12 protein-coding genes are annotated in these 14,304 nt (G+C 63.2%); all 12 read left to right on the forward strand.

What is annotated here, in order from left to right:
- Positions 1 to 2,205 (forward strand): DNA polymerase III subunit alpha (gene dnaE / locus ACIQ17_RS06715; protein ID WP_398466703.1); only part of this gene is annotated, 2,205 nt, incomplete at its 5' end.
- A 212-nt stretch (positions 2,206 to 2,417) separates the two neighbouring features.
- Positions 2,418 to 3,401, forward strand: a complete 984-nt coding sequence (locus ACIQ17_RS06720) for a 30S ribosomal protein S2 (protein ID WP_398466705.1) — start codon at positions 2,418 to 2,420, stop codon at positions 3,399 to 3,401.
- Positions 3,402 to 3,575: 174 nt separating this feature from the next.
- Positions 3,576 to 4,499 carry a translation elongation factor Ts gene (gene tsf / locus ACIQ17_RS06725; RefSeq protein ID WP_398466707.1) on the forward strand — a complete coding sequence of 308 codons (924 nt, stop codon included), beginning with the start codon at positions 3,576 to 3,578 and terminating at the stop codon, positions 4,497 to 4,499.
- A gap of 84 nt (positions 4,500 to 4,583) precedes the next feature.
- Positions 4,584 to 5,300, forward strand: coding sequence for a UMP kinase (gene pyrH / locus ACIQ17_RS06730; protein WP_398466709.1), 717 nt, complete (start codon positions 4,584 to 4,586; stop codon positions 5,298 to 5,300).
- A 60-nt stretch (positions 5,301 to 5,360) separates the two neighbouring features.
- Positions 5,361 to 5,927, forward strand: coding sequence for a ribosome recycling factor (gene frr, locus ACIQ17_RS06735; RefSeq protein ID WP_211908781.1), 567 nt, complete (start codon positions 5,361 to 5,363; stop codon positions 5,925 to 5,927).
- 92 nt (positions 5,928 to 6,019) lie between these two features.
- Positions 6,020 to 6,775, forward strand: a complete 756-nt coding sequence (locus ACIQ17_RS06740; RefSeq protein WP_398466712.1) for an isoprenyl transferase — start codon at positions 6,020 to 6,022, stop codon at positions 6,773 to 6,775.
- Complete coding sequence (locus ACIQ17_RS06745) at positions 6,772 to 7,488, forward strand: phosphatidate cytidylyltransferase (RefSeq protein WP_398466714.1); 717 nt, start codon at positions 6,772 to 6,774, stop codon at positions 7,486 to 7,488. Before ACIQ17_RS06740 ends, ACIQ17_RS06745 begins: the two co-directional genes overlap by 4 nt.
- 4 nt (positions 7,489 to 7,492) lie before the next feature.
- On the forward strand, positions 7,493 to 8,719 hold the full coding sequence (gene dxr / locus ACIQ17_RS06750; RefSeq protein ID WP_398466716.1) for a 1-deoxy-D-xylulose-5-phosphate reductoisomerase: 1,227 nt from the start codon (positions 7,493 to 7,495) through the stop codon (positions 8,717 to 8,719).
- A gap of 43 nt (positions 8,720 to 8,762) precedes the next feature.
- Positions 8,763 to 9,914 (forward strand): RIP metalloprotease RseP, encoded by a 1,152-nt coding sequence (rseP, locus tag ACIQ17_RS06755; RefSeq protein ID WP_398466718.1) that lies wholly within the window; start codon positions 8,763 to 8,765, stop codon positions 9,912 to 9,914.
- A gap of 187 nt (positions 9,915 to 10,101) precedes the next feature.
- Positions 10,102 to 12,636, forward strand: a complete 2,535-nt coding sequence (gene bamA / locus ACIQ17_RS06760) for an outer membrane protein assembly factor BamA (protein ID WP_398466720.1) — start codon at positions 10,102 to 10,104, stop codon at positions 12,634 to 12,636.
- A 32-nt stretch (positions 12,637 to 12,668) separates the two neighbouring features.
- On the forward strand, positions 12,669 to 13,751 hold the full coding sequence (lpxD, locus tag ACIQ17_RS06765; protein WP_398466722.1) for a UDP-3-O-(3-hydroxymyristoyl)glucosamine N-acyltransferase: 1,083 nt from the start codon (positions 12,669 to 12,671) through the stop codon (positions 13,749 to 13,751).
- Entirely contained in the window at positions 13,748 to 14,209 is a 462-nt protein-coding gene (gene fabZ, locus ACIQ17_RS06770) for a 3-hydroxyacyl-ACP dehydratase FabZ (protein WP_398466724.1), read from the forward strand. Before lpxD ends, fabZ begins: the two co-directional genes overlap by 4 nt.
- Positions 14,210 to 14,304: the final 95 nt, after the last annotated feature.

The following is a 14,304-nucleotide window of genomic DNA, read 5'->3' on the forward strand; positions in this document are numbered from 1 at the left end:
TGCCAGGATCGCCGCGGCGAGGTGATCACCTATGTGCAGGAGCGCTATGGCCGCGATCAGGTGGCACAGATCATCACCTTCGGTACGCTGCAGGCACGCGGCGTGCTGCGCGACGTCGGCCGTGTGCTGCAGATGCCCTATGGCCAGGTCGACAAGCTGACAAAACTGGTGCCGCAGAATCCGGCGGCGCCCGTCACGCTGAAACAGGCGATCGAGGACGAGCCGAAGCTGCAGGCGGCACGCGACGAGGACCCGATCGTGGCCCGCGCTTTCGATATCGCGCAGAAACTGGAAGGCCTGACGCGCCACGCCTCGACCCATGCGGCGGGCATCGTGATCGGCGACCGGCCGCTGTCCGAGCTCGTGCCGATGTATCGCGATCCGAAATCGGACATGCCGGTCACCCAGTTCAACATGAAATGGGTCGAGCCTGCGGGGCTCGTGAAATTCGACTTCCTCGGCCTGAAGACGCTGACCGTGCTCGATGTCGCCTGCAAGCTGCTCAAGCAGCGCGATATCCATGTCGATCTCGCCACGACACCCATCACCGATGCCGATAGCTATTCCATGCTGGCGCGCGGGGAAGTGGTCGGCGTGTTCCAGGTGGAAAGCGCGGGCATGCGGCGCGCGCTCGTCGACATGCGCCCCGACCGTTTCGAGGACATCATCGCGCTGGTGGCGCTGTATCGCCCGGGCCCGATGGCGAACATCCCCACCTATTGCGCGCGCAAGCACGGCGACGAGGAGCCGGAATATCTGCATCCGATCATCGAGCCGATCCTGAAGGAGACGTTCGGCGTCATCATCTATCAGGAACAGGTGATGCAGATCGCGCAGGTGATGGCGGGCTATTCGCTCGGCGACGCCGACCTGCTGCGCCGCGCCATGGGCAAGAAGATCCGCGCCGAGATGGAGAAGCAGCGCGTCATCTTCGTCGCGGGCTCGGTGAAGAACGGCGTGCCGAAAGGGCAGGCCGATACGATCTTCGATCTGCTCGCAAAATTCGCCGACTACGGCTTCAACAAGAGCCATGCGGCCGCCTACGCGCTCGTCTCCTATCATACCGCCTATATGAAGGCGCATTATCCGGTGGAGTTCATCGCCGCGTCGATGACGCTGGACATGAGCAACACGGACAAGCTGTCGGAATTCCGCGCCGAGGCGCAGCGGCTCGGCATCAAGGTCGAGGCGCCGAACATCAACCGGTCGGGTGTGACCTTCGAGGTCGGCGACAAAACGATCTATTATGCGCTCGCTGCGCTGAAGGGCGTCGGCGCCGGCGCCGTCGAGCAGATCGTTGCAGAGCGCAACAAGAACGGACTGTTCACCTCGCTGGCGGATTTCGCCTCGCGCGTGTCACCGAAGGCGGTGAACAAGCGCATCATCGAAACGCTGGCCGCGGCCGGCGCCTTCGATACGCTCGACCCGCATCGCGCGCGTGTGCATGGCGGCGCCGACAGCATTCTGGCAGCCTGCCAGCGCGCCAATGAAGCGGCGACCTCCGGCCAGAACGACATGTTCGGTGGCGCCGTCGACGCGCCGACCGTGATGCTGCCGCAGATCGACAACTGGCTGGCGGCGGAGAAGCTGCGCAAGGAGTATGACGCCATCGGCTTCTTCCTGTCCGGCCATCCGCTCGACGACTATGCCACCGCGCTGAAGCGGCTGCGGGTGCAGAGCTGGGCCGAATTCTGCAAGGCCGTGAAGACCGGCGCCACCGCGGGCAGGGTGGCGGCGACGGTGGTGTCGCGCATGGAGCGCCGTACCAAGACCGGCAACAAGATGGGCATCATGGGCCTGTCGGACCCGACTGGTCATTTCGAGGCGGTGCTGTTCTCCGAGGGCCTCGCCCAGTTCCGCGACGTGCTGGAACCCGGCACCGCGGTCCTGCTGCAGCTCGGTGCCGAATTGCAGGGCGAGGACGTCCGCGCCCGCGTCCTCAATGCCGAGCCCCTGGATGCCGCCGCCGCCAAGACCCAGAAGGGCCTGCGGATCGTCATGAAAGATACCAAGGCATTGGATTCGCTTGAGAAACGCCTGCAGAAGCAGGTCGGGCCCGGCGCCGGCGGCGACGTCTCCATCGTGCTGCGGCTGGACCTGCAGACCGAAGTCGAATTCAAGCTCGACGGCCGTTTCGTCGTCTCGCCGCAGATCGCCGGCGCGATCAAGGCGGTGACGGGCGTGGAGATGGTGGAGACGCTGTAGGGCAAGGATTCAATTTTGGATCGGAAGGATTGAATCCTCCATAATCAGCCGGAATTCCTTGCTTCTCCCCAGAATCCGGCTATAAGCCGCCCCATCTCACACGGAAGCATGGCTTAATCGCCGTCCGGTGGCACCGGGCTGCAGGCAGATTCACCTGTCCGCACACCCCGATGCTCACACGCTTCCGGAGGAACAAACCGGAGAATAAAACGATGGCACTACCCGAATTTTCTATGCGTCAGCTCCTCGAAGCCGGCGTTCACTTCGGCCACCAGTCTCACCGCTGGAATCCGAAGATGGCCGAATACATTTTCGGCGCCCGCAACAACATCCACATCATCGACCTCGCGCAGACCGTGCCGTTGCTGCACACTGCGCTGAAGGCTGTCAGCGACACCGTCGCCAAGGGCGGCCGCATCCTGTTCGTCGGCACCAAGCGCCAGGCGCAGGACGTTGTTGCCGAAGCCGCCAAGCGCTCGGCGATGTATTTCGTCAATTCGCGCTGGCTCGGTGGCACGCTGACCAACTGGAAGACCATTTCCGGTTCGATCAAGCGCCTGCGTCACCTCGAGGAAGTGCTGAATTCGGGCGATGCCGCTCAGTACACCAAGAAGGAGCGCCTGACGCTGCAGCGCGAGCGCGACAAGCTCGACCGTTCGCTCGGTGGCATCAAGGACATGGGCGGTCTGCCCGATCTGATCTTCGTGATCGACACCAACAAGGAAGACATCGCGATCCAGGAAGCCCAGCGTCTGGGCATCCCGGTGGCGGCGATCGTCGACACCAATTCGGACCCGAAGGGAATCACCTATGTGGTCCCGGGCAATGACGACGCCGGCCGTGCGCTGTCGCTGTATTGCGACCTGATCGCCCGCGCTGTCATCGACGGCATCTCGCGCAACCAGGGCGATTCCGGCTACGACGTCGGCGCGTCCTCGGCTCCGGCTGCTGAAGAGCTGCCGTCGGGCTTCCAGGGCCTCGCTGGTCCGCGCGGCACCGCCGACGACCTCAAGAAGCTCACCGGCGTGTCCGGCGCGATCGAGAAGAAGCTGAACGACCTCGGCGTCTTCCACTTCTGGCAGCTCGCCGAGCTCGACCACGACACCGCTCACAAGATCGGCGAAGAAGTCGGTCTGCCGGCCCGTGCCGATGCGTGGGTGGCCCAGGCCAAGTCGCTGACCGCGGAAGCCGAGTAATCACCGCGCATTGATCTGTCCGGATTCCGGACTAGATCGCGTCCAGACTGAAGAACATCGTGCGGCCGTCATCTCGGCCGCACGTTCCGTATCTACAATTCTCTAGATGTTAGTTCCTGTGGTGAACCCGGCACCGGCCGCAGCGTTTCACCCCGACAGGCAGAGGGCTCTAAAATGGCAGCAATTACCGCAGCGATGGTCAAGGACCTCCGTGAGACCACGGGCGTCGGCATGATGGATTGCAAGAACGCACTGGCCGCCAATGACGGCGACATGCAGGCTGCGATCGACTGGCTGCGCGCCAAGGGCCTGTCCAAGGCCGCCAAGAAGGCCGACCGTGTCGCCGCCGAAGGTCTGATCGGCGTGCTGACCGAAGGCACCCAGGGCGTGGTGGTCGAAGTCAATTCGGAAACCGACTTCGTCGCCCGCAACGACCAGTTCCAGGGCCTCGTCAAGATGATCGCCCAGGTCGCGCTGAAGGTCGGCGACGACGTCGAAGCCATCAAGGCGCACAAGGTCGGCAACGCCAATGTCGAGACCGCGATCACCGAAGCCATCGCCACCATCGGCGAGAACATGACCCTGCGCCGCGCCAAGAAGCTGGAAGTGTCGGCCGGCGTCGTCTCGCATTACGTGCATAACGCCGTGATCGACGGCCTCGGCAAGATGGGCATCATCGTCGCGCTGGAATCCACCGGCAAGACCGATGAACTGGCCGCTCTCGGCCGCCAGATCGCCATGCATGTCGCCGCCGCCAACCCGCAGGCGCTGGATTCGACCGGTCTCGATCCGGCCGTGGTCGCCCGCGAGAAGGAAGTGATGGCGGACAAGTATCGCCAGCAGGGCAAGCCGGATGCGATGATCGAGAAGATCGTCGAGAACGGCCTGAAGACCTATTACAAGGAAGTCTGCCTGCTCGATCAGGCCTTCATCCACGACACCGGCAAGTCGGTGGCGCAGGCCGTGAAGGAAGCCGAAGGCAAGGTCGGCGCGCCGATCACCGTCAAGGGCTTCGTCCGCTACGCCCTCGGCGAAGGCATCGAGAAGGCCACCTCGGACTTCGCAGCCGAAGTCGCTGCGGCTTCGGGCCAGAAGTAAGTTCGAAGCTGCTGGCTTCGATAGTAACGACCTCCCGGCAGATCACTGCCGGGAGCTGCCGCCTCGAAAGGAAGCGATCGCATCATGGCTGAGCCGCTCTATCGTCGCGTCGTCGTCAAAGTGTCGGGCGAGTCATTCGCCGGCGGACAGCCTTTCGGCATTGATCAAACCACCATCGACCGCATCGCGCGCGATCTCATCGCAGCGCAGAAGCTTGGCGTCGAGATTGCCGTCGTCGTCGGCGGCGGCAACATCTTTCGTGGCGTCGAAGTGTCGTCCCGCGGCGTCTCGCGCCCGACCGGCGACACCATGGGTATGCTCGCTACCGTGATGAACTGCCTTGCCCTGGAAGCTGCCATCGAGCGCCAGGCGGTGCCGGCGCGCACGCTGTCGGCCATGGTGATGCCGCAGGTCTGCGAGCTGTTCACCCGCGCCACCGCGCACAAGTATCTCTCCGAAGGCCGCATCGTGCTGCTTGCCGGCGGCACCGGCAATCCGTTCTTCACCACCGACACCACGGCCGTGCTGCGCGGCGCCGAGATCGGCGCAGCAGCAGTGCTCAAGGCCACCAATGTGGACGGCGTCTACAGTGCCGATCCGAAGAAGGATAAGACCGCCACGCGCTTCGAGCGCCTCAGCCATTCTCAGGCGGTGGAAGGGAACTACAAGGTCATGGACGCGACGGCCTTTGCGCTGGCGCGCGAGGCCGCGCTGCCTATTATCGTGTTTTCCATTGCGGAGCCGGGTTCGATCGGCGCCATTCTGACAGGTACGGGCCGCGGCACCATTGTCGCGGGTTGATCTTCACGACAGGCGAGGGCGCGCGTTGCGCATTTCGCCAAGGTTTTAAGGAGAGTTCGCATGGCCGCTCTGGCCCCATTCGACATCAACGATCTCAAGCGCCGCATGCAGGGCGCGATTGCTTCTTTGAAGCATGACCTCGGTGGCCTGCGCACGGGTCGTGCGGCGTCCTCGATGCTCGAGCCGGTCATGGTCGACGCCTATGGCAGCGCTATGCCGCTCAACCAGGTCGCCACCATCAGCGTCCCGGAGCCGCGCATGCTGTCGGTGCAGGTCTGGGACAAGTCGATGGTCAAGGCCGTGGAAAAGGCGATCGTCGATTCCAATCTCGGCCTCTCGCCGGCCACTGAAGGTACCACGCTGCGCCTGCGCGTGCCCGAGCTGAACGAGGAACGCCGCAAGGAACTCGTCAAGATCGCGCATAAATACGCCGAAGCCGCCAAGGTTGCAGTGCGTCACGTTCGCCGCGACGGTCTCGATATCATCAAGAAGCTTGAAAAGGCCCACGAGATTTCCGAGGACGACCAGAAGCGCCATGATACCGAGGTGCAGAAGGCGACCGACGCCGTGATCGCGGAAGTCGATCAGTTGCTGGCCGCCAAGGAAAAGGAAATCATGACGGTCTAGGCCGCGACCATTCGCGCTTAAACCTATTTCAAGCGTTTGGTCCGCAAATCGGCCATAGATGTAGCGGACCACACGCTCGGGGATTTCAATCGATGTCGAATGCCGCCGCGCCAGCCACTGAGGGATCGGACCGATCCTCGCCGGCGCATGTCGCGATCATCATGGACGGTAACGGGCGCTGGGCCGCAGCGCGCGGCCTGCCGCGTGCCGAAGGCCACCGCCGCGGCGTCGAGGCGCTGCGCCGTGTCGTGCGGGCCTCCAATGAACTCGGCATCCAGTATCTGACGATCTTCTCGTTCTCATCGGAAAACTGGTCGCGCCCGGCGTCCGAGATCAGTGACCTGTTCGGCCTGCTGCGCCGCTTCATCCGCAACGACCTCGCCACGCTGCATCGCGATGGCGTGCGCGTGCGCGTGATCGGCGAGCGGGCAGGGCTCGAAGGCGACATCGCCTCGCTCCTCAAGGAAGCGGAAGACCTCACCCGCAACAACACCAAGCTCACGCTCGTTGTCGCTTTCAATTACGGCTCGCGCCACGAAATCGCGATGGCTGCACAGCGCCTTGCGCGGGAAGTGGCTGAGGGCAAGCGGACGGCAGATAGCATCACCGCCGAGTTGCTCGATCAGTCGCTCGACACGGTGGGCATCCCGGACCCGGATCTGATCATCCGCACCTCGGGTGAGCAGCGGCTGTCGAACTTCCTGATGTGGCAGGCGGCCTATAGCGAATTCGTCTTCGTGCCGATGCACTGGCCGGACTTCGACAAGGCGGCATTGGAAGGCGCCATTGCCGAATATGCGACGCGCGAACGCCGCTTCGGCGGCCTGGTTGCGAAAACCGCTTCGTGACGAACCCATCTCCAGACAGTACGCCGAAACCGGCGGACGACCGCGGTGTGCGCAATCTCGTGCAGCGGGTGCTGGCGGCGCTCGTCCTCATCCCGCTGGCGCTTGGCGTCGCCTATGCGGGCGGCTGGCTTTGGGCAGGCCTGGTGACTTTGGTGTCGGTCGGCCTGTTCCTCGAATGGCGCGGTATCGTCGGCCAGCGTCCGGGTTGGCTCGCCATCGGTCTCGTCTATGCGCTTGCCGCACTTGCGGCTTCGGTGCTGGTGCGGCGGGATGCGGAGTGGGGCTTTGCAGCGCTGATCTTCATCCTGCTGATTGTCTGGCTGACCGACATTGGTGGCTACGCCTTCGGCCGCACCATTGGCGGGCCAAAGCTTTGGCCGCGGGTCTCGCCAAAGAAGACCTGGGCCGGGGCCATCGGCGGCACGGTGCTCAGCATCCTCGTCGCTGTGGGCTTTGCCCGCTACGGTTTCGGCAATCTGCTGCCATTGGTTCTGATCGCGGTCGTGCTGACGGTGCTGTCCCAGATCGGCGACCTATTTGAATCGTCGGTGAAGCGCCGCTTTGGCGTGAAGGATTCCGGCCAGATCATTCCGGGCCATGGCGGCCTCTTGGATCGGCTCGATGGCTATGTTTTCGCCGTGGTCGCTGCTGCGGTAATCGGTTTTATGCGTGGTGGCGCCGATGGCGTCGGCCACGGTCTTATGGTTTGGTGATGTGATGAGCCCAGTTCCCCTGCGTAATGAAAAGGCTGCCGAGGCTCCGGTCCGCAGCGTCACGGTCCTCGGGGCCACCGGTTCGATCGGCGACAGCACGATGGACCTCATTCGCGCAGCGCCCGAGCGCTACAAGGTCGAGGCGCTCACCGCGAACGGCAATGTCGAGGGCATCGTCAAGCTCGCGAAGGAGTTCAATGCACGCTTCGTCGCCGTCGCGGATGAGAGCAAGGGCGACGAACTGCGCGCCGCGCTGGCCGGCACCGGGATCGAGACTGGAGCGGGCGAGAGCGCGGTGACCGAGGCTGCAGCCCGTCCGGCCGACTGGGTGATGGCCGCAGTGTCCGGCGCAGCCGGCCTGAAGCCGGCACTCGCCGCGGTCGATCGGGGCGCAACTGTTGCGCTGGCCAACAAGGAATGCCTCGTTTGTGCCGGCGATTTCTTCATGGACCGCGCCGCGAAAGCCGGCGCGACCATCCTGCCGGCGGATAGCGAGCACAACGCGCTGTTTCAGGCGCTGGCTTCGGGGAGCCGCGACGAGCTCACCCGCGTGATCATCACCGCTTCGGGCGGCCCGTTCCGCACCTGGAAGGCCGAGGACATCGAGCAGGCCACACTGGCCCAGGCGCTCAAGCACCCGAACTGGTCCATGGGCCAGAAGATCACCATCGATTCCGCCTCGATGATGAACAAGGGCCTCGAAGTCATCGAGGCGTCCTATCTGTTCGCGCTGGCGCCGGACGAGATCGACGTACTGGTGCATCCGCAGTCGATCATTCACGGCATGGTCGAATTCACCGACATGTCGGTGGTCGCTCAGCTCGGTTCGCCGGACATGCGGACCCCGATCGCTCATTGCCTCGGCTGGCCGAACCGCATCAGCAAGGGCAGGGCGGCCCCGCTCGACCTCGCCAAGATCGGCTCGTTGACCTTCGAGGCGCCGGACTATGCCCGTTTCCCCGGCCTGAAGCTCGCCTATGACGCGCTGCGCACCGGCTCGGGTGCCACCACGGTCTATAACGCAGCCAACGAGATCGCGGTCGCCGCCTTCATTGCCGGCAAGATCCGTTTCGGCGCCATCGCGCGGCTGGTCGAGACCACCATGAATGAATGGGTGCGCGCCGGTAATCTGGCGCCGCTGTCTTCGGCGGATGATGCGATTTCCGTTGACCATAAAGCACGAAAGCTGGCGGCAAGCCTGTTGCCTGAAATTGCCGCAAAGGCTTCGTAGAGATTTAAGGACGAGGCTGTCGGGCTTCGTATAGGGGATTGGGATGTTTGACTTTTTCCAGCATGGGTTCACCACGTTGAGCCACGGGCTGATCGGCTACATCATCCCGTTCCTGTTCGTGCTGACCATCGTCGTGTTCTTTCACGAACTCGGACATTTTCTGGTCGCGCGTTGGAATGGCGTTAAGGTCCTGACATTCTCGCTCGGCTTCGGTCCTGAACTTGCCGGATTCAATGATCGCCACGGTACCCGCTGGCGGATTTCGGCAATCCCGCTCGGTGGTTACGTCAAGTTCTTCGGCGATGAGAGCGAGGCCTCGACGCCCTCGGCGGACGCGCTGCAGAACATGACGGCGTCCGAACGCAAGGATGCCTTCCACCACAAGCGGGTCGGCCAGCGCGCCGCCATCGTGGCTGCCGGCCCGATCGCGAACTTCCTGCTCGCCATCGTCATCTTCACCTGCCTGTTCACCTTCTTCGGCAAGCCGAGCACCACCGCCAAGGTGGACAGCATCCAGGCCGGCAGCGCCGCAGAGAAGGCCGGCTTCCAGTCTGGCGACGTGATCGCGACGATCAATGGCAAGGCCATCACCAGCTTCTCGGACATGCAGCGCATTGTCGGCACCAGCGCCGGCGAGCAGCTCAAGGTGACCGTCAAGCGCGGCGACGCCAATGTCGACCTCACCGCCACGCCGGAGCTGCGCGAGGTGAAGGACAATTTCGGTAACGTCCACCGCCTCGGCGTGCTCGGCATCACCCGCGCCACCACGGCGGGCGAGGCGACCACCGAGCGGGTCGATCCGGCCACGGCACTCGTGCTGGGGGTCAAGGAGACCTGGTTCGTCGTCGACCGCACCTTCTCCTATATCGGTGGCGTCTTCACCGGCCGCGAGGCGGCCGACCAGATCGGCGGTCCGATGAGAATCGCCCAGATCTCGGGGCAGGTGGCCACCATCGGCCTGACCGCCCTGATCCATCTGGCCGCGGTGCTGTCGATCTCCATCGGTCTTCTCAACCTGTTTCCGGTTCCATTGCTCGACGGCGGCCATCTGCTGTTCTATGCAGTGGAGGCGGTGCGCGGTCGTCCACTTTCCGAACGTGCGCAGGAGATGGGGTTCCGGATCGGGCTTGGTTTGGTGCTGATGTTGATGGTTTTCGCGACCTATAACGACATTCTTCATCTTGCCGGGTCATGATGTCTGATCATGTCTGGACGGGGATAACGTGGCCGTAGGGCAACGTCTTGGAATGAAATTAGAAAACTTCGGCGAATGGTCGTTTGCCACTCGGGTAAAATTGGCTACAAGCTGGGCAACTCAAGGGATTCTGTCTGTCCGTAGGGGTGCGGGCCGGCGGTACTGGAATGATAAGGGCGCTTGGCGCATGATTTTTGGATTGCGGGGTTTCCGGGGCGGTTTGTTTGCTGCTTCGATCATGGTTGCCATGCCAGTCGCCGCTTCGGTGACGGCAGCGCTCGTTCCTTCCACCGCGATGGCGCAGACTGTCGCCTCGATTGTGGTTGAAGGAAATCGGCGCGTCGACGTCGAGACCATCCGCTCCTATTTCCGCCCCGGCCCAAGCGGTCGCCTCGATCAGGGCGTTCTTGACGACGGTCTGAAGGCGCTGATCGAGACCGGCCTGTTCCAGGACGTGCGTGTCAGCCCGGCCGGTGGCCGCGTCGTGGTGACCGTGGTCGAAAATCCGGTCATCGGCCGCGTTGCCTTTGAAGGCAACAAGAAGGTCAAGGACGACCAGCTCACCGCTGAAGTGCAGTCGAAGGCCCGCGGCACGCTCTCGCGTCCGATGGTCCAGTCCGACGCCCAGCGCATCTCGGAAATCTATCGCCGTTCCGGCCGTTATGACGTCAGCGTCACGCCGGAAATCATCGAGCAGCCGAACAACCGCGTCGACCTGATCTTCACGATCAACGAAGGCGCGAAGACCGGCGTGAAGTCGATCGAGTTCATCGGCAACAACTATTACTCGTCCTATCGCCTCAAGGACGTGATCAAGACCCGCGAGTCGAACTTCCTCTCGTTCCTCGGTTCGGGCGATATCTATGATCCGGATCGCGTCGAAGCCGACCGCGACCTGATCCGCCGCTACTACCTGAAGAACGGCTTTGCCGACGTGCAGGTTGTAGCCGCCCTGACCGAATACGATCCGGGCCAGAAGGGCTTCCTGGTCACCTTCAAGATCGAGGAAGGCCAGCAGTACCGCGTTGCCAATGTCGACTTCTCGTCGACCATCCCGAACTTCGATCCCAACTCGATGCGCTCGTTCTCGCGCGTCGGCGTCGGCTCGCTCTACAACGCGGAAGCGCTGGAGAAGTCGGTCGAGGAAATGCAGATCGAAATGTCGCGTCGCGGCTATGCCTTCGCCGTGGTTCGTCCGCGTGGCGATCGTAACTTCGAGCAGCACACCGTCTCGATCGGTTATTCGATTGAGGAAGGTCCTCGCGTGTATATCGAGCGCATCAATGTGCGCGGCAACACCCGTACCCGTGATTATGTCATCCGTCGCGAATTCGACCTCTCGGAAGGCGATGCTTATAACCGTGCGCTGGTCGATCGTGCCGAGCGCCGTCTGAAGAACCTCGACTTCTTCAAGACCGTGAAGATCACCACCGAGCCGGGCTCGTCCTCGGATCGCGTGATCCTCGCCGTCGACCTGGAAGAAAAGTCCACCGGCGACTTCTCGGTCTCGGGCGGTTACTCGACCACCGACGGTGCGCTGGGTGAAGTCAGCGTCTCCGAGCGTAACTTCCTCGGCCGCGGTCTGTTCGCCAAGGCTTCGGTGCAGTACGGCCAGTATGCCCGCGGCTACTCGCTGTCCTTCGTCGAGCCTTACCTGCTCGACTACCGCGTCGCGCTCGGCCTCGACTTCTTCTATCGCGAGCAGCTGTCGAACCAGTACATCTCGTACAACACCAAGACGATGGGCTTCAGCCCGCGCCTCGGCTTCCAGCTGCGTGAAGACCTTGCGCTGCAGCTCCGCTACTCGATCTTCCAGCAGGAAATCTCGCTGCCGGCCCAGCTCGCGAATTGTAACAACACGCTCGGCGGCGCGAACCGTACGCCTGGTCAGATCAACCGCGATGCCGGCACGCTCACTGCTGTGAACCCGGCTGATCCCTCGACTTGGGGCTGCTACGCCGATGGCGAGTCGTCGCTGCCGGTTCGTCTCGAACTGCAGCGTGGCAAGGCTCTGACCTCGATGCTCGGCTACACGCTCAACTACAACACGCTCGACAACAACAAGAACCCGACCGACGGCCTGTTCGTCGAGTTCAAGCAGGACTATGCGGGCGTTGGCGGCGACGTCAGCTACCTCAAGACCACTGTCGATGCGAAGTACTACACCCCGCTGGTGGCTGATATCGTCGGCCTGCTGCGTGTCCAGGGCGGTATCCTGACCAATGTCGGCAAGGACATCCGCATGCTGGATCACTTCCAGATGGGTCCGAACCTGGTGCGTGGTTTCGCCCAGAACGGTATCGGTCCGCGTGACATCAGCTATGTCGCGCTCGGTTCCTACGGCGATGCGCTCGGCGGCACCAAGTATTGGGGCGCTTCGGCTGAAATGCAGATGCCGTTCTGGTTCCTGCCGAAGGAAGTCGGCATCAAGGGCGCTGTCTATGCGGACGTCGGTGGTCTCCAGGATTATCAGGGGCCGACGAGCTGGGCTGCGACCGGTGAAGTCAATCAGGTGGGCTGCATTCCGGCGAACAAGACCTCGGTCGGCAACTGCTCGGGCATGAGCCTGGACAATTCCAACCCGGTCCGCTCGTCGGTGGGTGTCGGCCTGATCTGGCAGTCTCCGTTCGGTCCGCTGCGCTTCGACTACGCAGTGCCGCTCACCAAGGGCGCTTATGATCGTACGCAGGAATTCAGGTTCGGCGGCGGAACTTCGTTCTAATCTTGCCTGACGGCCGCACCGCGACGGATGGAATGGCGCTGCCGACCTTCTTCAAGCAATCCCCTTCGTTGACGCTGGCTGAAATAGCCACGTCGACGAAGGCGCGTCTGGTCGATGCCTCCCGGGCCGACCATGTGATCACGGGCGTCGCCGCGCTGGACGAGGCGGGCCCGCATCACCTGACCTTCTTCGAGAACGTCCGCTATGCCGACCAGCTTGCCCGCACGCAGGCTGGCGCGGTGCTGGTCAGCGAGGGCTTCAAGGGCGAGATCCCGGCCCATGTGGCGGTGCTGCGCACCAGGCGGCCATTCGCGGCCTTTGTCGAACTCGCCTGCGAGATGCAGCCGGATGCCTTGCGGCCGGCCTCGGGCTTCGAGGTGACCGGCATTTCGGAGCAGGCCATCATCCATCCGACCGCCCAGCTCGAGGACGACGTCACCGTCGATCCGCTGGCAGTGATCGGCCCGGATGTGGAGATCGGCTCCGGCACCATCATCGGCTCCGGCGCGGTGATCGCCGCCGGCGTGAAGATCGGCCGCGATTGCAATATCGGGGCGGGGAGCGTCCTGCAGTTCACGCTGATCGGGAATAACGTGCTGGTACATCCCGGCTGCAAGTTCGGCCAGGACGGTTTCGGCTTCGTGTTCGGCCGCGACAAGCACATCAAGGTTCCGCAGACCGGCCGCGTCCTGATCCAGAACGATGTCGAGGTCGGCGCCGGCACCACCATCGATCGCGGCAGCCTGCGTGATACGGTGATCGGCGAGGGTACCAAAATCGACAATCAGGTCCAGATCGGTCACAATGTGACAATCGGACGGCATTGCGTCATCGCCGCCAAATGTGGCCTTGCGGGCAGCCTGACCATCGGCGACAACGTCGCGCTGGGGGCCATGGTCGGCCTCAACAATCACATTACGATCGGCGACGGCGCACAGGTCGCGGCCATGGCGGGCGTCAAGGACAGCATCCCGCCGCGCGCACGCTGGGGCGGCATCTTCGCCCGGCCGACGAAGCAATGGTTCCGCGAGATCCTCGCGGTGGAAAAATTGGCCCGTGAGACTGCGCCCGGCGCGGATGCGGACCCGCAGAACGCGAAGGACGAGCAGGAATGAGCGAGGAATCGCCGGTTATCATCGAGGCGGTGGATATCAACACCATCCTCAAGACGCTGCCGCATCGCTATCCGTTCCTGCTGATCGATCGCGTGGTCGGTATCCGCAAGGATTTCAGCGGCATCGGCATCAAGAACGTCACCATCAACGAACCTTGTTTCCTCGGTCACTTCCCCGAGCGGCCGGTCTATCCGGGCGTGCTGATGATTGAGGGCATGGCGCAGACCGCCGGCGTGATCGGCATCGCGTCGGTCGAAGGCACCGAGAAGCCGCGCGCGGTGTATTTCCTCACCATCGACAAGTGTAAATTCCGCAAGCCGGTGATGCCGGGTGACACGATCGAGTATCACCTGCATCTGATCAACCGGAAGCGCGCCATGTGGTGGTTTCACGGCGATGCCAAGGTCAACGGTGTCACTGTCGCCGAGGCCGATGTCGGCGCCATGCTGACGGACTAACGATGTGTTGGGTGGGCAAAAGCGAAGCGTGCCCACCACCTCACGCACGACACTAGAAGGTGGGCACGGCGCAGGGGCGCCTTTGCCCACCCTAC

The sequence above is a fragment of the Tardiphaga sp. genome (assembly GCF_044340795.1).
Lineage (GTDB): Bacteria > Pseudomonadota > Alphaproteobacteria > Rhizobiales > Xanthobacteraceae > Tardiphaga.

Bases quoted from the DNA above. Each gene is read 5' to 3' on its own strand.
- ACIQ17_RS06720 (WP_398466705.1), top strand. From the start codon at position 2,418: ATGGCACTACCCGAATTTTCTATGCGTCAGCTCCTCGAAGCCGGCGTT.
- tsf (WP_398466707.1), top strand. From the start codon at position 3,576: ATGGCAGCAATTACCGCAGCGATGGTCAAGGACCTCCGTGAGACCACG.
- pyrH (WP_398466709.1), top strand. From the start codon at position 4,584: ATGGCTGAGCCGCTCTATCGTCGCGTCGTCGTCAAAGTGTCGGGCGAG.
- frr (WP_211908781.1), top strand. From the start codon at position 5,361: ATGGCCGCTCTGGCCCCATTCGACATCAACGATCTCAAGCGCCGCATG.
- ACIQ17_RS06740 (WP_398466712.1), top strand. From the start codon at position 6,020: ATGTCGAATGCCGCCGCGCCAGCCACTGAGGGATCGGACCGATCCTCG.
- dxr (WP_398466716.1), top strand. From the start codon at position 7,493: ATGAGCCCAGTTCCCCTGCGTAATGAAAAGGCTGCCGAGGCTCCGGTC.
- rseP (WP_398466718.1), top strand. From the start codon at position 8,763: ATGTTTGACTTTTTCCAGCATGGGTTCACCACGTTGAGCCACGGGCTG.
- bamA (WP_398466720.1), top strand. From the start codon at position 10,102: ATGATTTTTGGATTGCGGGGTTTCCGGGGCGGTTTGTTTGCTGCTTCG.
- lpxD (WP_398466722.1), top strand. From the start codon at position 12,669: ATGGCGCTGCCGACCTTCTTCAAGCAATCCCCTTCGTTGACGCTGGCT.
- fabZ (WP_398466724.1), top strand. From the start codon at position 13,748: ATGAGCGAGGAATCGCCGGTTATCATCGAGGCGGTGGATATCAACACC.